The 18,657-nt window shown below is 61.5% G+C and carries 17 protein-coding genes, 3 tRNA genes, 1 pseudogene and 1 riboswitch; of the genes and pseudogenes, 12 read left to right on the forward strand and 9 right to left on the reverse strand.

The features are described 5' to 3' along the window. Nucleotides 1-108: 108 nt before the first annotated feature. The 6 genes from C3F36_RS03930 (at nucleotide 109) to C3F36_RS23730 (ending at nucleotide 4,993) form a co-directional block, all read left to right on the forward strand. Complete coding sequence (locus C3F36_RS03930; protein WP_010673545.1) at nucleotides 109-579, forward strand: FKBP-type peptidyl-prolyl cis-trans isomerase; 471 nt, start codon at nucleotides 109-111, stop codon at nucleotides 577-579. A 298-nt stretch (nucleotides 580-877) separates the two neighbouring features. Continuing rightward, complete coding sequence (locus C3F36_RS03935) at nucleotides 878-1,645, forward strand: DODA-type extradiol aromatic ring-opening family dioxygenase (RefSeq protein ID WP_103244471.1); 768 nt, start codon at nucleotides 878-880, stop codon at nucleotides 1,643-1,645. A gap of 321 nt (nucleotides 1,646-1,966) precedes the next feature. Further along, on the forward strand, nucleotides 1,967-2,671 hold the full coding sequence (locus tag C3F36_RS23715) for a transporter substrate-binding domain-containing protein (protein ID WP_233759706.1): 705 nt from the start codon (nucleotides 1,967-1,969) through the stop codon (nucleotides 2,669-2,671). Continuing rightward, nucleotides 2,671-3,282: a transporter substrate-binding domain-containing protein gene (locus tag C3F36_RS23720; RefSeq protein ID WP_233759707.1), complete on the forward strand. Its 612-nt coding sequence runs from the start codon at nucleotides 2,671-2,673 to the stop codon at nucleotides 3,280-3,282. The genes C3F36_RS23715 and C3F36_RS23720 overlap by 1 nt, the downstream gene beginning before the upstream one ends. Continuing rightward, complete coding sequence (locus C3F36_RS23725) at nucleotides 3,279-4,499, forward strand: PAS domain-containing sensor histidine kinase (RefSeq protein WP_233759708.1); 1,221 nt, start codon at nucleotides 3,279-3,281, stop codon at nucleotides 4,497-4,499. Before C3F36_RS23720 ends, C3F36_RS23725 begins: the two co-directional genes overlap by 4 nt. An 89-nt stretch (nucleotides 4,500-4,588) precedes the next feature. Next, nucleotides 4,589-4,993: a response regulator gene (locus C3F36_RS23730; RefSeq protein ID WP_233759709.1), complete on the forward strand. Its 405-nt coding sequence runs from the start codon at nucleotides 4,589-4,591 to the stop codon at nucleotides 4,991-4,993. Between the two features lie 273 nt (nucleotides 4,994-5,266). On the opposite strand, the gene C3F36_RS03945 is transcribed toward C3F36_RS23730, so the two are convergent. Beyond that, nucleotides 5,267-5,467 (reverse strand): YbfA family protein, encoded by a 201-nt coding sequence (locus C3F36_RS03945; RefSeq protein WP_104454527.1) that lies wholly within the window; start codon nucleotides 5,465-5,467, stop codon nucleotides 5,267-5,269. A gap of 215 nt (nucleotides 5,468-5,682) precedes the next feature. Between C3F36_RS03945 and C3F36_RS03950 the strand changes: the two genes are divergently transcribed. Next, nucleotides 5,683-5,955: a hypothetical protein gene (locus tag C3F36_RS03950; protein WP_233759710.1), complete on the forward strand. Its 273-nt coding sequence runs from the start codon at nucleotides 5,683-5,685 to the stop codon at nucleotides 5,953-5,955. A 77-nt stretch (nucleotides 5,956-6,032) separates the two neighbouring features. Here C3F36_RS03950 and C3F36_RS03955 read toward each other — a convergent pair. Both C3F36_RS03955 and C3F36_RS03960 read right to left on the reverse strand, forming a co-directional pair. Then, nucleotides 6,033-6,106 (reverse strand) — tRNA-Cys (locus tag C3F36_RS03955). A 55-nt stretch (nucleotides 6,107-6,161) separates the two neighbouring features. Continuing rightward, nucleotides 6,162-6,237, reverse strand: a tRNA-Gly gene (locus C3F36_RS03960). A gap of 249 nt (nucleotides 6,238-6,486) precedes the next feature. On the opposite strand from C3F36_RS03960, the pseudogene C3F36_RS03965 reads away from it, so the two are divergent. Then, nucleotides 6,487-9,923 (forward strand): annotated as a pseudogene (locus tag C3F36_RS03965) (response regulator). 376 nt (nucleotides 9,924-10,299) lie between these two features. On the opposite strand, the gene C3F36_RS03970 reads toward C3F36_RS03965, so the two are convergent. Continuing rightward, nucleotides 10,300-10,389, reverse strand: a tRNA-Ser gene (locus C3F36_RS03970). 340 nt (nucleotides 10,390-10,729) lie between these two features. Here C3F36_RS03970 and C3F36_RS03975 point away from each other — a divergent pair. Both C3F36_RS03975 and C3F36_RS03980 read left to right on the forward strand, forming a co-directional pair. Further along, entirely contained in the window at nucleotides 10,730-11,647 is a 918-nt protein-coding gene (locus C3F36_RS03975) for a L,D-transpeptidase family protein (protein WP_104454528.1), read from the forward strand. Between the two features lie 13 nt (nucleotides 11,648-11,660). Continuing rightward, on the forward strand, nucleotides 11,661-12,653 hold the full coding sequence (locus C3F36_RS03980; RefSeq protein ID WP_042864215.1) for a DUF481 domain-containing protein: 993 nt from the start codon (nucleotides 11,661-11,663) through the stop codon (nucleotides 12,651-12,653). A gap of 63 nt (nucleotides 12,654-12,716) precedes the next feature. Here the strand turns inward: C3F36_RS03980 and C3F36_RS03985 are convergent, their stop codons facing one another. From C3F36_RS03985 to C3F36_RS03995, 3 genes are all read right to left on the reverse strand, one after another. Next, nucleotides 12,717-13,442, reverse strand: coding sequence for a MaoC family dehydratase (locus C3F36_RS03985; RefSeq protein WP_042864216.1), 726 nt, complete (start codon nucleotides 13,440-13,442; stop codon nucleotides 12,717-12,719). A gap of 236 nt (nucleotides 13,443-13,678) precedes the next feature. Next, a complete protein-coding gene (gene rlmF, locus C3F36_RS03990) occupies nucleotides 13,679-14,626 on the reverse strand; it encodes a 23S rRNA (adenine(1618)-N(6))-methyltransferase RlmF (RefSeq protein ID WP_104454529.1) in 948 nt (315 codons plus the stop codon). A gap of 151 nt (nucleotides 14,627-14,777) precedes the next feature. After that, entirely contained in the window at nucleotides 14,778-15,266 is a 489-nt protein-coding gene (locus tag C3F36_RS03995) for a C40 family peptidase (RefSeq protein ID WP_199769662.1), read from the reverse strand. 276 nt (nucleotides 15,267-15,542) lie between these two features. Here C3F36_RS03995 and C3F36_RS04000 point away from each other — a divergent pair, with 276 nt between their 5' ends. Continuing rightward, entirely contained in the window at nucleotides 15,543-16,265 is a 723-nt protein-coding gene (locus C3F36_RS04000; RefSeq protein WP_104454531.1) for a 4'-phosphopantetheinyl transferase family protein, read from the forward strand. Further along, nucleotides 16,262-17,110 (forward strand): tetratricopeptide repeat protein, encoded by an 849-nt coding sequence (locus C3F36_RS04005; protein WP_104454532.1) that lies wholly within the window; start codon nucleotides 16,262-16,264, stop codon nucleotides 17,108-17,110. Before C3F36_RS04000 ends, C3F36_RS04005 begins: the two co-directional genes overlap by 4 nt. 143 nt (nucleotides 17,111-17,253) lie before the next feature. Here C3F36_RS04005 and C3F36_RS04010 read toward each other — a convergent pair whose 3' ends face one another. Further along, nucleotides 17,254-17,496 (reverse strand): Lpp/OprI family alanine-zipper lipoprotein, encoded by a 243-nt coding sequence (locus C3F36_RS04010; RefSeq protein WP_010634682.1) that lies wholly within the window; start codon nucleotides 17,494-17,496, stop codon nucleotides 17,254-17,256. Between the two features lie 225 nt (nucleotides 17,497-17,721). Continuing rightward, the gene (ribB, locus tag C3F36_RS04015; RefSeq protein WP_104454533.1) at nucleotides 17,722-18,375 is read right to left on the reverse strand and encodes a 3,4-dihydroxy-2-butanone-4-phosphate synthase; all 654 of its coding nucleotides are present in this window, start codon (nucleotides 18,373-18,375) and stop codon (nucleotides 17,722-17,724) included. Nucleotides 18,376-18,479: 104 nt separating this feature from the next. Beyond that, a riboswitch (FMN riboswitch) is annotated at nucleotides 18,480-18,637 on the reverse strand. Nucleotides 18,638-18,657: the final 20 nt, after the last annotated feature.

Consider the following 18,657-nt stretch of genomic DNA (forward strand, 5'->3'; position numbering starts at 1 on the left):
GCCTTGCCCGTCCGGTCACATCCTCCGGCATCCCCCCTCGCCCTCCCTCCCCGGCTGGGATAAGATGCCCCTTCATTGCACTCTGATTTCAAGGAACAGGAAAACCCGATGAAATTCATTCTGATAGCCCTTCTTATCGCCGGCGCCGCCTACTACTTCTACTCCAGCAGCAACAACCGGAAGCTGGCGGAAGAGAACGTGCGCAAGGGGGCCGAGTTCCTCGCCAGCAACCAGGAAAAACCCCTGGTGACCACCACCGCCTCCGGCCTGCAGTACGAAGTGCTGACCCCGGGCACCGGTACCGTTCACCCCACCGCCACCAGCAAGGTGAAGGTGCACTACGAGGGCAAGCTGCTGGACGGCACCGTGTTCGACAGCTCCGTCGCCCGTGGCGAGCCCATCGAATTCGGCCTCAACCAGGTGATCAAGGGGTGGACCGAAGGGGTGCAACTGATGGTGGAAGGGGAGAAGACCCGCTTCTACATCCCCGCCAACCTGGCCTATGGCGACAGAGCCGCCGGCAAGATCCCGCCGGGCTCAGTCCTCATCTTCGACGTGGAGCTGCTGGGCATTCAATAAACCCGCCCGGGGCCCGCGTTGATCTTGGCGGTGGCGCTGCGGGGCATCCCGTCAGAGGCCACGTCCGACGGACCCTGATCACAACGCCGGCGCACTGCGCCGGCGTTGTCGTTTCTGCCCCGGTCTCCCTCGCCCTGACGCCAGACTATCAACCAAAAGTGAAGAGTGCTTATCCTTAAAGCCTGATTGTTAACCCATCAATAGGGGCAGATAATGACCACATCGTCAGCGGCATGTCGCCCTGGCCTCGGGTTGTCGGTGCGCCGCGCGCATCGGCACAACGCATATGGAGTCTGTCATGTCTATCGCCCCTGTCTGGTTCATCTCCCACGGCGCCCCGGATCTGGTCCTGCGCGATCAGCCCGCGACCCGGTTCCTGAAGCAACTGCGCCTCGAGGATGCCAGAGGGCTGGTGGTGATCTCGGCCCACTGGTTCAGCCGAAGCGAGCTGCAGATCAACGTCGAGCCCAGCCCGGCCCTGATGTACGACTTCTACGGCTTCCCCGAGCCCCTCTACCAGATCCGCTGGCCCGCGACGAGCCCGCAATGGTTGCAGGAAGCGGTGAGCGATCAGCTGCTGCTGGCCGGCCTGCCCGCCACCCCGGTGCGCCGCGAGCTGGATCACGGAGTCTGGTCCCCCCTCTCCCTGATGGATCCGGACAGTGAACTCCCCCTGGTGCAGATCGCCATCCCGGCCAGCTTCACCCCGGCCCAGCTGTGGCAACTGGGGGAGGCATTGCAGGGGCTGCGCGAGCAAGGGATCGGCATCCTCGCCTCCGGCGCCATCACCCACAACCTGCGTGCCCTCGGGCCGGATGGCTCGCCGGTTCCCCAGTGGGCGAGCCAGTTTGCCCGCTGGCTGGAGCAGACCATGGCAGAGGGAGACAGGGGGGCGCTGGAAGAGTACCGGGCCCGGGCGCCGGGCGCGGTGGAATCCCATCCCCATGACGATCACCTGCGCCCCCTGTTTGTGGCGCTCGGCGCGGCGGGGGCCGACAGACCCCGAAAGCTGCACGACAGCTGGGATTACGGCAGCCTCTACATGGGGGCCTACCAGTTCGGTTGAGGGCGGGGCGGCCAGGTCGCCCTGCTTGCCGTACTGCCGCCGACGCGCGTGGAGAAATAGCGGACTCGTTATAGCCATTTTCCGGTAGAATGGCCGCCATTGGATGAGGCTTGGCAGGGATGGCTGTCGCGTCGGGTGGCTAGATGAACCTATATCGAACACTGATCCTGCTCTGTCTGCTCTGCCTTCAACCTGTGCAGGCCCTGACCCTGCACAGCCGCTACGATCCCGCCCCGCTGGTCGGAGGCGGAGCTCGGATGGCTGCGCCAGCAGTCCCAACTGCGGGTCGGCATCCTGCAAGAGGACTACCGCCCCTTCACCATGATCGCTCGCCAGCGCGTCGAGGGGCTCAGTGCCGACTACATCGACCTGCTGGCCCGGATGCTGGACAAACCCGTTGCCCTGAGCGCCTTCCCCGACAAGGCGCACCTGCTCCGTGCCCTGGCACGGGGGGAGATACACCTCGCCAGCCTCGGCAATCTCACCCTGGCGGACAGTGACACCCGGGCGATCCGCCTGAGCAACCCCTATTTCAGCAGCCCCCTCGTCTTCTCCGTGCCCAGACGTTATCGGGGGGCACTGCTCACACCGGGACAGCGGGTGGCCGCCGTCCGGGATCAGATAGACAGGGCGCGCTTTGGCCGCTACTACCCCACTCTCACCCTGGTGACCTATCCCTCCAACATGGAGGCGTTCGATGCGGTCTTCTTCGGCCGCGACGACATCCTGCTGGGGGATGCCCACGCCACCCACTACCTCAACAGCGAGCGCTTCGACCACCTTCGCCAGCGGGGCGAGGCCCCGCCCGATCTGGCGCCTGCCGAGTTCCGCTTTGCCGTCCCGGCCACCGAGCCCGCCCTGCTCAGCCTGGTCAACCGGGGGCTGGCGGCCATCGACGACCGGGCGCGCAACACCCTCTTCACCCAGTGGAACGGGCCCATCCGCGACATGAGCGAAGCGCCGATCTCTATGATGCCGCCGAGCGGGCCTGGATGCGGCAAGCACCCCCCATCAGGGTGTGGCTGATGGACAACCTCTACCCCTATGGCGCCCTGGATCATGACGGCCAGCTGGTCGGCATGACGGTGGACATGCTGGACAAGATCCGCACACGCACCGGCCTCACCTTCGAGTTCGTGCGGGCAGACTCCGAGCGCCAGTTGGCAAAAGCCATGCAGTCAGGCGCCATCGACCTCATCGGCGCCATCTCCCAGCAGGTGGCCGAACACTACGGGCTGCGCACCTCGGTGCCCTACGCCACCGACAACATCTATGTGATCCTCACCCGCCAGGAGGAACAAGGGATCGACACCCTCCGGAGTCTGGCGGGCAAGACGGTGGCGATGACGCACCATGTGCCCCTCGCACAGAGACTGGAGGGCAGCCGCATCACCCAGGTGGAGAGTGCCGCAGAAGCGATGGAGGTGCTCGCCCAGGGACGGGTGGATGCCGCCATCGTGCCCCTCTATTTTGCCCGCCATGCGCTGGACAATGATCCCCAGAGCCCCCTGCGCATCGCCGGCCCCGCCGATGACGAGCCGATCCGGATGGGGTTTGCCAGCCTGCCCGGACTGGGGATGCTGATGGGGATCCTCGACAAGACCATCCTCGCCATCCCCCCAACGAGCTCGCCATGATGAGTTACGAGTGGCGCAACCGCAAACTGCCGGTGCCCGGCTTCATGGATCGCCACGCCCACATCGTCTACCTGGTGTTCGTGGGGCTCATCACCCTGGCGCTGGTGCAGCTCTATCGCAACCGCATGTTCAAGCGGATGGCCAGCGCCGAGCAGGCGTCCCGCCAGCAACTGGAGGCCCATGTCAGGTTCATCCGGGCGCTGGGGGAGAGCCTGCCCCACCCCATCGTCGTGCGGGACAAGAGCGGCAAGGTGCTGCTGTGCAACAGCAAATACCTGACCCAGCTCGGCGCCGAGCCAAAGGCCATCCTGGGTCAGCCCTTCGCCCAGGGGCTGTCAGGGGTGCTCGATGCAGGCAGCATCGCCGTGCTGGAGCAGGACTTTGCCAGGGTATTGCAGGAGGGGCAGCCCATCTTTGCGGATCGCCTCTTCCATCACAGGGGGACCCAGAGCGACATCTATCACTGGATGGTGCCCTATTTCGACGGGGAGGGGGCCATCAGCGGGGTGATCGACGGCTGGATAGACATCACGGACCGCAAGCGGCTGGAAGAGGCGCTGCGCGAGGCCAAACAGCAGGCCGACAGCGCCAGCCGAGCCAAGAGCGACTTCCTCTCCACCATGAGCCACGAGATCCGCACCCCCATGAACGCCATCCTCGGCATGCTGGAGCTGGCCACCGAGGATCCCGCTCTCAGCCGTCACAGCGGCGAGCTGCTGCGCATCGCCGCCGACTCCGCCAACGGCCTGCTGGATCTGCTGGGGGACAGCCTGGATATCGCCTCCATAGAGGCGGGCCAGATGACCCTGACTCCCACCCCCTGCGATCTCGCCCCCCTGCTCTCGTCCGTCACCCGGGTCTTTGCGGGCATGGCCGAGCAGAAGGGGCTGATCTATGAGGTCAGGCTGCCCGACACCCCCATGCCAAGGGTGCTGATCGATCCCCTTCGCCTGCGCCAGATCCTCTTCAATCTCATCGGCAACGCCATCAAGTTCACCGAGCAGGGCCGGGTCGCCATCACCGCCACCCTGACCGGGGGCGAGCAGCCTCCTGTGCTGCACCTCACCATCACCGACACCGGAGCCGGCATTCCCGCGGACAAGCTGCCCCGGCTCTTCACCCCCTTCTATCGCGCCCACGGCCAGGGCCAGTTCCCCGGCAGCGGGCTGGGCCTCAACATCGCCCGCATCCTGTGCCAGATGATGGGGGGGAGATAGCCGTTCACAGCCAGGTCGGCGAAGGTACCCGGCTCGAGATAAGGCTGCCCCTCACGCTCGCTCAGCAACCCCCCGCCCCGATCACGGCAATGCCGGCGCCCCAGCCCCACCAGGCTCAACCCCTCCCCCATCGGCTGCATATCCTGGTGGTCGATGACAATCACGCCAACCAGATCCTGCTGCGCCAGCAGCTCAAGCACCTGGGACACGACGTCAGTGTGCGCAGCAATGGCCTGGAGGCCCTGCGCGCCCTCGCCAGCCACCCCTTCGATCTGGTCATCACCGACTGCCAGATGCCGGTGATGGACGGCTTCGAGCTGACACGCAGCCTGCGTGCCCTTGGCCATGACCTGCCCGTCTGGGGCTTCACCGCCCATGCCCAGCCTCGCGAGCGGGAGCTTTGCCTCGCCGCCGGCATGAACGACTGCCTGTTCAAGCCCATCGGCCTCGCCCGTCTGCGTGCGGCGCTGGCCACCCTTGGGCCTGCGCCCTGAGTACCACCAGCCTTTCCTCCCGTCATGTCGCACGGGCGCGGCTGAGAATGCGGCTGAGAGTGCGACTGAGAGTGCGGCATAAAGGGTCGCCCACAGAAACAAGAGACAAGAGACAAGAGACAACGTGGACCAGCCATGGATACAAGGCCGGTGGCGGTTCGAGCCCCATAAAAAAACCGACACCAAGGTGTCGGTTTTTTTATATCGGGAGGTGCGCCCTGCCTGCCTGTCACGCCAGTCTGGCACCGGGTGAAGCGGGCGTCACGGGGAGGATCAGTAGAAGATCCGCTCCCCTCGCTCGCTCATCTTGAGCCAGACCGGCTTGGTGCTGGTCTTGCTCCAGATGCGGTGCAGGTAACTGTAGAAACGGGCGCGATCCCGGCGAAACAGCATCACCGGGAAGGCGAGCAAACCCGTCATCAGGACGAAGATGCGGCGAAGGATTATCTGAGTCAGGGAGAAGGGATGAAACATGATGTAACGCCTCACTGGTAAGACCACTGAACAAAGATTACGCCAATCATTGTAGGATTACTACACCGACAGCGCCATTTTTTGATAAAAAATGGGTCTTAAAGCCTAAAAAATGAAACTGGGTTACATTCTTTAACTAAAAAACAACAAAGGTGGCAAAACGCGACCCCTGTTCCAGAGTTAACGAGGACTGGACCAGAACGGGGGAACACAGGATGAAACTTGCAGATGCGGCGCTGCTGGGGGCATTGGGCGTGCTCGCCTGGAGCCAGTGGCAGGAGTGGCGGCTCAATCGTGACGATGCCATCGACATCCCCTATCACGGGGTCCCCACCGCCAGCCTGTGGCAATGCGGTTTGCTGATAAAGGAGATGGCCGCACTGGCAGAACAGGGGGCGAAGAGAGGTCCGGATCCAGGGGCGAGGCATTGGCCGAGATGGATCAGCATCTGCACAAGACATGGCAACGGGAGGGTTGTTCACGGCTGACTGACATCCAATGAAGCATCATCCTGGGCCGCCATGGCGGATGGACAACGTCAGGGATATGGAAAACAGGGAGAAGATGGAGGCACGTTCCGGAGTCGAACCGGACTAAACGGATTTGCAATCCGCTGCATAACCGCTTTGCTAACGCGCCATGCTGACAAGGCATTGCCTTGAGAGTGATGTCCATGGTTGGTGCCATGGAGTATTGGAGCGGGAAACGAGACTCGAACTCGCGACCCCGACCTTGGCAAGGTCGTGCTCTACCAACTGAGCTATTCCCGCATGACTGCTTGCGTGCCAGTTGCCTGACAACGAGGCGCATTATACGTACCCCGAGCCCGGGCACAACCCTTTTTTCTCACTTTGAGCCCTTTCCCGTGCTGTTTGCTCACCCTTTAGACGCCTTGGTCGAAAATCCCCCCGCTCCCTGTGACCCGACGAGCGAATTTAAGATAAAGCCATTGAAATAGTTAGCCTTTAGTCAGAAACTCATCGCGCTTAGTAACTGGATTTTCAATTGAAAATCATGCGATGAAATGGAACTTCAGGCCTCGGGGGCTCAGACCGCAGCTGATGCTGGCTTTTTTCATGTTGGGCCTGGTGCCCTTCCTGGTCGTCACCCTCTTCTTCCTCTATAGTCACGGCAAGGATCTCACCACCCAGACCTCCAACCATCTGGTCTCGGTGCGCAACATCAAGAAAAACCAGCTGCAAGACTACTTCGGCAACCTCAAGGAGCAGATCATCAACTTCTCCCAGCAGGACTTTGCCGGCAACAGTATCGGTCGCTTCTACGGTTTCACCGGTGCCTTCGAGAAGCTCGGCACCACGCCGCAGGAGGCCCGTGCCCGCGCCCAGGCCCGCTATGTGCCGGGCTCCTGGGACAAGCTGCAACAGCCTGACAGTCAGGTGGAGATAGAGCCCTCCATCAGCGCCCTCATCCTGGCGGACGAGATGTATGGCCGCGTCCACCAGCGCTTCCATCGCGGCTACGCCGACATGGTGCGCAAATCCAACTACAGCGACATCTTCCTGGTCGACCTCAACGGTGACGTGGTCTACTCGGTCACCAAGCAGGCCAACTTCGCCACCAACCTGCTCTCGGGCCCCTACCAGTCCAGCGGTCTTGGCAACACCTTCGCCAAGATCAAGCGCCGCCTCGATGGCGGCCAGAAGCCCCAGCAGATCTTCGAGTTCACCGATTTTGGCCGCAACGAGCTGACCGGTCAGGTGGTCGCCTACCTCGCCGCCCCCGTGATGCAGTACGACTATGTGCGCGGCGTGGTCATCTTCGAGCTGCTGCCGGACAAGCTCAACCAGATCATGGCGGAGCGGGAGGGGCTCGGCGCAACCGGCGAGACCATTCTCATCGGCCCGGACAAGCGGATGCGCGCCAACGCCTGGCTCGCCCCTGAATTCAGCGTGGAGAACAGCTTCAGCCCCGACTTCCGGCCGCTGCAGACCCCCCTCATCATCAAGGCCCTCTCCGGGGAGCAGGGGGTCGGCCCCTTCCTCTCCTACCACGATGACGAGGTGCTGGCCGCCTATACCCAGGTGAAGGTGTTCGATACCGAGTGGGCCTTCATCGCCGAGATCTCCACCAGCGAGGCCTATGCCCCCATCCGCCAGCTCGAGACGCTGGTGATCCTGCTGGGGGCAGGCTCACTGCTGCTGCTGATCCTCTTCTCCCGCTGGCTCTCCCACTCCATCACGGCGCCCCTGCGATCCCTCACCGCCGCCGCCGAACAGGTGGCGGACGGCGCTCTGGATCACCCCATCACCATCCCCCGCACCGACGATGACATCGACCGGCTGGCCCAGGCGTTTCGCCACATGCAGCGTTCGGTGAAGGACAAGATCGAGCTCATCGAACGCCAGACCCAGGAGCTGCAACAGCAGGTCAAGCTGACCCACAAGCAGAACCTCAGCCTGCAACAGGCGGACAAGCTCAAAGACGAGCTCCTGGCCAACACCTCCCACGAGCTGCGCACCCCCATCCACGGCATCAAGGGGATGGCCGAGTCCATGCTCGCCAGCCAGCAGGACCTGACCGAAGGGCAGCAGAAACAACTCGGCCTCATCATCAAGAGCGCCGACGGTCTGGCCCGCCTCGTGGACGACTTGCTCGACTACCACCAGATGCGCTACGGCCAGCTGGAGATCCACCCCCAGCCGGTCTCCTCCAAGGGGGTCATCCGGCTGGTGCTGGATCTCTGCCAGCACCTGGTGCAGGCCAAGCCCCTCACCCTGGTGGACAAGAGCCCCGCCGAGCTGCCCCCTGTGCTGGCGGACGAGCAGCGCCTCGAGCAGGTGCTCTACAACCTGGTGGGCAACGCCATCAAGTACACCCCCCAGGGCAAGGTGGTGCTGAGCGCCCTGGTGGAGGGCAACTTCCTGCGCATCAAGGTGACCGACACCGGCATCGGCATCGCCAGGGACCATCTGGAGCACATCTTCGAGCCCCTGGTGCAGATGAGCCCGGAAGTGAGCAAGCAGGGAGCGGGCCTCGGTCTCTCCATCACCCGCCAGCTGGTGCACCTGATGGGGGGGAGCTGTTCGTGGAAAGCGAGCCGAGCGTCGGCTCCACCTTCGCCTTCACCCTACCGCTGGCCAGCGGCAAGGCGGGCAGTCTGACCCTCGACAGCCGCCAGATAGAGCACCAGCTGGTGCGCCAGCAACCCGTCATCCTGCCGGACTGGGAGAGCGAGGATCTGCCGCCCCCGCCGCAAGATGCCCCCGTCATCCTGGTGGTGGATGACGAGCCCATCAATTTACACATACTGCGCCACCTGCTGCAGCCCTGCGGTTATCGCATCCTGCCCAGCAGTGACGGTCACGACGCCCTGACCAAGCTGGCTCAGGAGCCGGTGGATCTCATCCTGCTTGACGTGATGATGCCCACCCTCTCGGGCTTCGACGTCTGCCGCCGTCTGCGCCAGCAGCACCCCAAGGAGAAGCTGCCGGTACTGCTGCTCACCGCCCTCAACCAGCCCAAGGAGATTGAAGAGGGTTTCAACGCCGGGGCCAACGACTATCTGGTGAAACCCTTCTGCAAGGAGGAGCTGTTCGCCCGGGTGAGAGCCCTGCTGGAGGCCGGCGCCGGGCGCGCCTCCCTGGTGGAGAACCGCCTGCTCAAGCAGGAGATAGAGCACCGTCTGCTGCTCCAGGAGCAACTGCACCAGGATCAGGAGCGGCTCCTCGCCCTGCTTGGCGAGGGGGCCGACCCCATGGTCTTCCTCGATGAGCAAGGAGGGGTGCTGTTTGCTTCCCGGGCCCTGGCGCGCCTGCTGGGTCAGGAGCCGGAAGCCATGGAGGGGCAGATGCTGGACGAGTGGCTGGCCGCCCCGCTGGCAAGCCAGTGGCCCGACATGACCGCGCAGCCGGAGCGGGAGCTGGACTTCCTGGTGGCGGGCCAGCGAGACACCCTCAACGCCCGCGCCCTGCCCATCAACCTGGGGGGGCAGCACGCCTATGCGCTGACCCTTGGCACCGAACCGCGCCAGGACGACAATCGCATGGCTGCACTGGAGAACGCCCTCAAGAGCCTCTCTCGCCAGGCCATCATCGAGGATGGCCAGTTGCTGGGGGAACTGAGCCGGCTGGGAGGGGAGTTCAGGTCGCTGGCGGACGACCTCATTCGCCAGCAGGATGACGAACCTCTGCGCCGCGCCCTGGTGGACACCATGCGTCTCACCCTGGAGACCTGGCAGCAGAGCACCGGCAAGGGCAAGATAGTGCTGGCGGAGAAGAGCAAGCTGTGGCGGGTCTACATGGACCGCTCCAGTCCCCAGACCCGCACCCTCGACAAGTACCTGAACCTCGACACCCTGCCCAAGGCACCGCGCTGGAAGACGGTGGTGGCCAGCGCCGAGTACGTGCTCAAGCACTGCGCCCTGAACGAGGTGCAGCACCAGAGTCTGTACCAGAGCACCCAGCGCCTTCGCCAGCTCGCCAGCCGCAAGGCATGAGTCTCCAACCCGCAGCCACGTTGCTCTGATGATGGCTGCGGGATAGAAAACCAAGCACCAATAGCCAACTCTGGACACATCTACTCGCAGGCTTTCTGCGCCTATCAGGGGGATCGCGATGGCTGAGGCCAGATGACCCTGCAGGTGCGGGCCCATGCCCCATCACCATGTTGGTGATGACCCCGGGAGACCTGTCTGGGCCGGCAAGTGGCTAATCAGGTGAATGGACATTCGAGAGAATGGGGTAAGACTTCGCGACCCCGTGACCACAGGCCCCAAATCGGAAAAGACATTGGGAGATGGCTGAGCCGGGGGATGGACAGAGATGAGATAGAAATGACAAACCCGCGACGGACGCGGGCTTGAGGGGAATAAATGGCGGAGAGACAGGGATTCGAACCCTGGGTGGCATTACTGCCACAATTGATTTCGAGTCAATCCCGTTCGGCCACTCCGGCATCTCTCCACGGGCACTCATATTGACCCAACCCTAGCCGGGAAATCAATGTAAATCTCGTTGCAGATCAGACGACTGGCGATAAAACCGCCATCCGGCGATCCCGCCCCTCCCAACGCCAGTGACTTTCACCCGGCTGCGCCTCCTCGCTCACTGCCTCCACCCTGTACCCGGTTCCGGGCGGGTGAATACGGCGAGCCTGATGGGCCAGTGACACCCTGTGACGCGCTCGCCTCCGCCCTCCCGGCAGTCATGGTGCCGGACTGGTAATCCCCGCGGGATTCGTTGACAATCTCTGCTCATTTTTTGGAAGGGAACCCGTCCCTCGCCCCAGCCGATAGGAACAACCATGCTCAACACTCGTATCGTCTCACTGCTGCTGGCCGCCGCCAGCCTCTGGGCCGCACCTGTCTGGTCCAACACCTATCCCCTGCCGCCAGCGGACAGCCGTCTCATCGGCGCCCTGGAAGATTACATCGTACAGCCTGGCGATCATCTGGAACTGGTCGGCAAGCATACCCGGACAGGCTTTCTGGCACTGCTCGAAGCCAATCCCGGCGTAGACCCCTATCTGCCCCCCCCGGGCACCCGGCTCACTCTGCCGACCCAGATGCTGCTGCCCGACGTGCCGCGAGAAGGCATCGTCATCAACCTGCCTGAACTTCGCCTCTACTACTTCCCCAAGGGCAAGCAGGAGGTGATGGTGCTGCCCATCGGGATCGGTGACATCGGCCGCGAGACGCCGGAGATGACCACCACCGTCATTGCGAAAAATCCCAACCCGACCTGGGTGCCCGGCCCCATGGTCCGCAAGTCCTGGCTGGAGCAGAAGGGGATCGATCTGCCCGCCGTGGTCCCCCCCGGCCCCGACAATCCCCTCGGCAAGTTCGCCATGCGTCTTGGCTATGGCAACAAGGACTACCTCATCCACGGCACCAACAAGGATTTCGGGGTCGGTCTGCGAGTCAGCGCGGGTTGTATCCGGCTGCGCCCGGATGACATCGAAACCCTGTTTGGTCTTGTTCCCGTCGGCACCCCGGTCCGGGTCATCAACCAGCCGGTCAAGATGGCGGTGGAACCCGACGGTCGTCGCTGGCTGGAGGTACACTCCCCCCTCTCCCGCACCGAAGCGGAGATGGCACAGGGGGCGCCGCTGGTACTCTCCCCCGAAGCCGAGCAGTTCATCGCTGCCCCCGACATCGACAGTGCCCGGGTGACCGCCCTGCTCGAGCACAAGAGCGGGCTGCCCAAGCCCGTGAGCGGCTGAAGGCCTGACCACCATGAACAGAACGGGTCATGTGGTTTGCCTGTTGCTTCTGCTGCCTGGCTCCGCGGCGATGGCGGACATCCTCTGGATGCGCAACGGCGATCGTCTGAGCGGGACCATAGAGGAGATCACGGACGAGCAGATCCGTATCAAGCCCGCCTACAGCCAGGCCATGACGGTCCCGCGCCACGCCATCAAACGCTGGCGTCTGGACAAGCAGGAGAAACCCAAGCCGCTCACCAAGACGGGGATCCCCCTGCTGGACTCTCCTGACGAGGCCAATGCCTGGCTGCTGACAGGGAACGGGGATCTCAACATCAAGCTCAAGGAGAACACCAAGAAGACCAACAACGTCAATCTCAAGGTCTCCACCGAGTTTGCCAATCTGGACTGGCGTTACAGCCTGGATGGCGAGTACATCTACGAAACGGCGAACAACATCACCGACAGCCACGAATACAAGCTCAAACCCAAGCTCGACTTTTTCTTCGACGATCACTGGTTCCTGCGCTCTTCCGTCGACATCGATTACAACATGATCGATGCCGGCTATCTGGAGATTGACTATGCTTCCGGCCCCGGCTACCGCTTCTGGAATGACAGGCAACGCCGGCTGGAGATCATCAGCCAGCTCGGCCTGGAGCGGGCCTATTTCAGGCCGGAGGTGTGGAGCAACTCAGACCTGTTTGACGACAGGATCATCAATTACCCCTTCGTCAGCCTGGGTTGGGACTACCGGCAGCCCTTGGCACTCTGGGAAGAGAAGTTCGAGCTGTTTGGCAAGGGCAGTTATGAAAAATTCGTCGATCAACCCTCCCCCTACCTGACCAGAAAACAGTCCGTCAGCGGCAGCCTGGGCCTCAGGTACTATTTCAACGATCACCTGCGCCTCTCCTGGTCAAGCGAACTGGATTGGGACGATGCCTGGCTCGACTACCATGGCCTGAACATGGATGTGAGCGAGAAGGAGTGGCGTCACCTCATCACCCTGGGGGCGAGTTTTTAACCCGCCAGAAACGACACAGGCCCACCGAAGTGGGCCTGTGTTCATGGGTGCAAGACGAGCGCGTCAGAAATAGATCCGGGTGACCGACTCGATGACGCAGCCAGGGCGACGGATCCCCTCGATCTCTATCTTGATCTCCTTGAGGAGCTCGATGCCTCCCTTGATGGGCGTGACACGCGACAGCTTGGTACGGGCGCGGATGTTGCTGTCCACCTTGATAGGATAAGGGAAGCGGACCTGTTCCAGGCCGAAATTCACCACCATGCGGGCGGTCGGGAACTCCGGCGTGCTCTCGTCCACCGAACCGGTCAACTGGGGCAGCAGGGCCAGAGTCAGGAAGCCATGGGCAATGGTGGTCTTGAAGGGAGACTCGGCTGCCGCACGCTCGGGATCGGTGTGGATCCACTGATGATCGCCGGTCACGGTCGCGAACTGGTTGATCAACGCCTGGGTGACCTGCAACCACTCACCCACATGGGTCTCTTCACCGATGCGGGTCTGCAACTCGGCATAGAGTGCCGCCGCTTCGCCTTCGAGCTCCACCACGGGATCCTGCGCCAGGGCAGGCTGGCCATTCGCGACCTGGGTGACTCTGGCAGCCTCTTGCTGGCGGGTATCCTGGGACTCCCCCTGCAGATCCAGCACTCTTCCCAGCAAGGGGTGAAGGTGTGCCTTTTGCTGAAACTCACGCCAGTAGTCGCGGATCGCCGGAGAGAGCCAATCCTTGAGCTCAAAGGGGTGTTGCGCCAGAATTTCGCGCTTGTGCTTCAGAAAATCGACAACTTTCATTTACCGATCCCTATTCGATTCAAAGCCTGTAAAGAGGTCTAACCAGTCCTATTTTATGAAAGTTTCATCAGCAAGTACAAAAAAATCTCGGCGTACACCTGTACCAGGCGCGAGAGTGGTCACTAACATGCGAGCAAACACGGGCAGGAAAACGATTGAATGGAAGGCTGCAAACGAATCAACATCTGATCTGAAAAAGAGACAGGGCCCGTGTCGCCACTGAGCCCCGTCCTCGATCATCTCCCCTGGGCTGTCCACCAGGACTTGCGCTGCCCATCGTCCAGGAAACTCCAGGCGAGGACCCGGCTCACCTTGTTGCCTTGCGCCATGTCGATCACCCTGACATCCTGCGCCCCCACCCGAGCCAACGCCTTTCGTGCGGCAGGCAGGTTTTCCTTTTTCGACACCAGCGAGCTGAACCAGAGGCATTGGCTGGCAAACTCCTTGCTCTGCTCTATCATGGCCGCCAGAAACGCCGCCTCGCCCCCCTCGCACCAGAGCTCGGCCTTCTGGCCGCCGAAATTGAGCACGGGCGCCCCGGCCACTGCCTGGCCCTTGCCCAGGTTGCGCAGCTTTCGCTCCGTCCCCTTGCTCGCTTCAGCCAGAGAAGCATGAAACGGCGGGTTGCACAGAGTCAGGGCAAAGTGCTCCTTCGGCCCCAGGATCCCGCGAAAGACATGCTTGGGGTTACCCTGATGACGGCATGTGATCTGGTTGCCCAATCCATTGCTGGTGGCCAGCAGGGTCGCCGCCTTCACCGACACAGGATCGATGTCTGAGCCCACGAAGCGCCAGCCATACTCCCGGGCGCCCAGCAAGGGATAGATGCAGTTGGCCCCGACACCGACATCCAGCACTCGAACCTGCTTGCCCGTCGGTACGCATCCCGCGCTCTCGGCCAGCAGATCCGCGGCTCGATGCAGGTAGTCTACCCGGCCCGGAATGGGCGGGCAGAGATAGCCGGGGGGCAGATCCCAATGCGCAATGCCATAGTGCAGTGCCAGCAATGCCCGGTTGAGCGTCTTGACGGCGGCCGGATCGGCAAAGTCCAGGGTTCGGGTGCCGTGCTCGTTGGTGAACACGAAAGGCGTCAACGCCGGGGTACGCTGGCAGAGCGCGTCGAAGTCGTAGGGTGCCTGATGGCGATTGCGCGGGTGCAATCCGGTTTTCTGCTGGGGTGTCATGCTGGACCTGCCGAGGATCAAGGGGGCCACACTATAGAGAGTCGACCAGGGAAAGTCTAAACGAGGGTCATAAAAAAACCGGGCCCTGAGGGCCCGGTTCAAGTGAGGTTGGAAAAACAGTCCGTACTGCGAGCCGTTTGTCCAGCCTGACTCAGATGTCTATCCGGCGTGCCTGCCAGAATTTGCTGCGCCAGTAACTGCTGTCGAGCTTGGAGCGCGTCACCCCGGCGCGGGTGGAGGCATGAATGAATTCGCCATTGCCGACATAGATGCCCACGTGATTGAGGCGGCGGTTGATCTTGAAGAAGACCAGGTCTCCTTCGACCAGATCCTGTTTGGAAACCCGAGTGCCTTCATGGACCTGGGAGCGGGTATCGCGGGGTAATTCGATGCCGACGGCATTGCGGAACACTTCACGGGCGAAGGCGGAGCAATCGATGCCTCGCTGGCTGCTGCCTCCCATCCGGTAAGGAACGCCGCGCCACTCTTTGTATACGGTCAGGATTTCGTTGACGTCAGGGGTTGGTGAAACTTCGGGTTCAATCACGGGTTCCATAATGGAAACCTCGATCTTGCTCGCGACCTCGGGTTGGGGTGCCGATGCACAACCCACCATTCCGAGCGCGACCAGCAGTAGCATCAGGTGGCGCAATCCTTTATCCCCGCAAAAAGAGTGAAACTTGTTAAAATGCAGCCCGAAAGGGCAATTTATAAGGCAACAGCACCCGACTATATCCAAGAATTCTATCGAGGCAAGCGAAAATCCCAATCGACCTCACATTTTTGCAAGGAAATGCTCTGTTTAGCGCAATTTATGTGATCATGCCCAAACAATATACAATCTTGAAAGCATCGGTTTTGAGCGCATCAAACGGACTGTTATCGCTATTTCACCCCCATTTTTAAGTGAAATATTATGCTATCTGCGGATCTCTATTTGTTAAATACGGCAAGCGTTGATGCAGACCTGGTGATCAGGCTGGCATCCGAACTCGCCCCGGATGAACGCCGTCACTGGCACGAGATCCACCAGGCGGGTCGCCAGCATGAGTACCTGCTCGGCCGGGTGCTGCTGCGCCGCCTGCTGGCCGAGCGGCTCCATTGCCGGGCCGATGCCCTGACTTTTGGCATCGGTACGCATGGCAAACCGACACTGCTCAGTCATCGCTGGCAGTTCAACCTCAGCCACAGCGGAGAGTGGCTGGTGATCGCCCTCTGTGAGGAGGGTCCCCTTGGGGTGGACATCGAGATGGGATTGCGTCACCGCCCCATACTGCCGCTGGCCAAACGCTTCTATGCGCCAAGCGAATACCAATGGTTGAACGCCCTGCCCCGAGAGGAGCAACATTCGGCCTTCTATCGGCTATGGTCTCGCAAGGAAGCTGTGCTCAAGGCGCATGGCGATGGTATTTCCGCCGGACTCGACAAAATCTGCTTCCTTCCGGAGCAGGCATGGCAGCTCAAAAATCATCTCGACAATCGCCACTATGAAATCCGCGACTGGCCCGCGGGCAGCGGATGGCTCAGCCTGGCTGCCCCGACTCGCCGGGTCGATGCCCATCTGCTGGATGCGCGCTTGAATTCCATCCCGCTGGACCCCATGTTGATCCACACCATTTTTCGAGAGTCAGCCTCATGATCGTCGACATCACTCCCCAGAACTTCCACGCAGAATTGCTCGATGCGTCCATGAAAAAGCCGGTCGTCATCTATTTCCACGCCCCCCAGATGCCGGAGTGCCAGGCCATGACCCCGCAAGTGGAAGCGCTGGTCGGCCCGGCCAATGCAGCGGTGACCCTTGCCAAAGTCGACATGAACGACCCCCAGTTGCAGCCTCTGGCCAGCCAGCTTGCCCTGCGCGCACTGCCCGCGCTGGTGCTGTTCCATCAGGGGCGCCCGGATGAACAGGCCATTCTGGAAGGGCCGCAGGATGAAGCCACATTGCGCCAGTATTTCGCCGCCTTTGCCCCCAAAGAGGAGGAGTTGCTGCTCGATCAGGCAAAGCAGGCGCTGGAGAACGGGCAAGCCTATGTGGCGCACACCCATCTTGGCCAGGCCCATCGCCTCGCCCCCGAGCGTCACGACATCACGCTCTGGCTGATACAGGCCGCGCTGGATCTCAATCTCCTTGACGAGGCGCAGAGCCTGCTTTCGACCATCCCCATGGTGGCACAGGATGATCATTACCAGACCCTGAGCTCCCGCCTCTCGCTGGCGCTGCAGGCCAGCGACAGTCCTGAGCTGCGCGCCCTGGAGCTGCGCCACGCTGAACAGCCGGATGACCATGCCCTCGCCCAGGAGCTGGCGGTGCTCTACAGCCAGGTTGGTAGACAAGAGGAGGCGTTGGCTCTGTTGTTCACCATCCTCAAACGTGATCTCGCCTTTGGCGATGCCAAGAAGATCTATCTCGATGTGCTGGCAACCATGGGTGCGCACCCGGCGGCACAGAGTTATCGTCGCAAGCTCTACAGCCTGCTCTACTGACCGATGCGGAAATGAAAAACGGGGTGATGCCGAGTGTTCGGCATTGCCTTGTCAGGCGGGTATTAGCGGGAAAAACGCGGGTTTTTGACGAATTTCAGGCAAAAAAAAATGGCGCATTGAAATGCGCCATTTTTTCGCATGGATTACTTCTTGTAGGAAGTAGCCATGTTGTCGATGCGCTGGTTAGCACGCATAGCTTCTTGCTTGGCTTCTGCAACATCAGCAGCGATCTTGGACTGATCAGCACGAACAGCGCTAACATCTTGAGCCAGTTGGTCAACTTTGTTAGACAGATTCTGAACGGAAGTTTCCAGTTCGCTGGTGTTTGCACAACCGCCCAGCAGAGCGGACAGACCAACAACACCTACCAACAACATTTTTTTCATTTTTAAAAGCTCCCTTTAACTCGCCAGACGTTTAGCAAGCGGCGTGATTATGGCACAAAAAAATCATAGTTTGGATAGGCCTCATCACAGATAAATGCGTTAAAACCCTCATTTTTTTTTAGTTGCACACTTTCCGTACAAACTTTAAGCAAAAATGAGTGTCCCTGGATGAGGTTCGCACAAAGCGTAACCAAAATTTGGGCTTATTACAATTTCGTATGAGGCTCAGGCTGAACGTTCTGACAGCAATTGACGATATTGCACCAGATCTTCGATGGTCAGGACCGGCATCCGGTGCTGGCGACCGAAGGCCACCAGGTCCGGCAGCCTGGCCATGGAGCCATCTTCCTTGGTCAACTCGCACAATACTCCGTAAGGTTTGAGCCCGGCGAGCTGCATCAGATCGACGGTCGCTTCGGTGTGACCACGGCGGGTCAGCACCCCACCCGTGCGGGCGCGTAGCGGGAAGACATGGCCGGGTCGATGCAGATCGGAGGGCCGGGCGCCGTCGGCGATGGCCGCGCGGATGGTGGTGATGCGATCGGCGGCGGACACCCCGGTAGTCACCCCCTGCGCCGCTTCGATGGTCACGGTGAAGGCAGTCTGATAGTGGCTGGAGTTGGCCTCCACCATCATCGGCAGCTCGAGCTGGCGAACCCGCTCGTCGGTCAGACAGAGGCAGACGATGCCGGAGCACTCGCGGATCATCATGGCCATCTGCTCGTTGGTCATGGTTTCTGCGGCAAAGATGAGATCGCCTTCGTTCTCGCGATCTTCATCATCGGCCACCAGCACACCCTTACCGGCACGCAGGGCGGCCAGCGCGGCTTCGACGCGAGCAATGGGATCACCGAATTCACTGAGTAGAGACTGATTCATGGTAAGACTCCTAAAAAAGACAAGGACCAGAATCAGGGCATGGAAAGGCAGACAGAAGTAGCCATGCGGCGGCCAACCCGGCAGGGTCTGGCCAGCAATATCTGTCTTATCCTCTTTCATCCGGACTATGACCGTCGGCTCCGGCATCTCACCGGATCTGCTGACCCCGTCCCGGATGAATGCCGGGTCGGGCGCTCGCGGGCTCCCCGAGTCACATCGGGATACCGCCGGTGGGGAATTTCGCCCCGCCCTGAGAATAAGCGCAGACAGCCTAAAGAAAAA

Source organism: Aeromonas sp. ASNIH2 (genome assembly GCF_002934795.1).
In the GTDB taxonomy this organism is placed as follows: Bacteria; Pseudomonadota; Gammaproteobacteria; order Enterobacterales; family Aeromonadaceae; genus Aeromonas; species Aeromonas caviae.

Bases quoted from the DNA above. Each gene is read 5' to 3' on its own strand.
- C3F36_RS03930 (WP_010673545.1), top strand. From the start codon at position 109: ATGAAATTCATTCTGATAGCCCTTCTTATCGCCGGCGCCGCCTACTAC.
- C3F36_RS03935 (WP_103244471.1), top strand. From the start codon at position 878: ATGTCTATCGCCCCTGTCTGGTTCATCTCCCACGGCGCCCCGGATCTG.
- C3F36_RS23715 (WP_233759706.1), top strand. From the start codon at position 1,967: ATGATCGCTCGCCAGCGCGTCGAGGGGCTCAGTGCCGACTACATCGAC.
- C3F36_RS23720 (WP_233759707.1), top strand. From the start codon at position 2,671: ATGGACAACCTCTACCCCTATGGCGCCCTGGATCATGACGGCCAGCTG.
- C3F36_RS23725 (WP_233759708.1), top strand. From the start codon at position 3,279: ATGATGAGTTACGAGTGGCGCAACCGCAAACTGCCGGTGCCCGGCTTC.
- C3F36_RS23730 (WP_233759709.1), top strand. From the start codon at position 4,589: ATGCCGGCGCCCCAGCCCCACCAGGCTCAACCCCTCCCCCATCGGCTG.
- C3F36_RS03945 (WP_104454527.1), bottom strand. From the start codon at position 5,467: ATGTTTCATCCCTTCTCCCTGACTCAGATAATCCTTCGCCGCATCTTC.
- C3F36_RS03950 (WP_233759710.1), top strand. From the start codon at position 5,683: ATGAAACTTGCAGATGCGGCGCTGCTGGGGGCATTGGGCGTGCTCGCC.
- C3F36_RS03975 (WP_104454528.1), top strand. From the start codon at position 10,730: ATGCTCAACACTCGTATCGTCTCACTGCTGCTGGCCGCCGCCAGCCTC.
- C3F36_RS03980 (WP_042864215.1), top strand. From the start codon at position 11,661: ATGAACAGAACGGGTCATGTGGTTTGCCTGTTGCTTCTGCTGCCTGGC.
- C3F36_RS03985 (WP_042864216.1), bottom strand. From the start codon at position 13,442: ATGAAAGTTGTCGATTTTCTGAAGCACAAGCGCGAAATTCTGGCGCAA.
- rlmF (WP_104454529.1), bottom strand. From the start codon at position 14,626: ATGACACCCCAGCAGAAAACCGGATTGCACCCGCGCAATCGCCATCAG.
- C3F36_RS03995 (WP_199769662.1), bottom strand. From the start codon at position 15,266: ATGCTACTGCTGGTCGCGCTCGGAATGGTGGGTTGTGCATCGGCACCC.
- C3F36_RS04000 (WP_104454531.1), top strand. From the start codon at position 15,543: ATGCTATCTGCGGATCTCTATTTGTTAAATACGGCAAGCGTTGATGCA.
- C3F36_RS04005 (WP_104454532.1), top strand. From the start codon at position 16,262: ATGATCGTCGACATCACTCCCCAGAACTTCCACGCAGAATTGCTCGAT.
- C3F36_RS04010 (WP_010634682.1), bottom strand. From the start codon at position 17,496: ATGAAAAAAATGTTGTTGGTAGGTGTTGTTGGTCTGTCCGCTCTGCTG.
- ribB (WP_104454533.1), bottom strand. From the start codon at position 18,375: ATGAATCAGTCTCTACTCAGTGAATTCGGTGATCCCATTGCTCGCGTC.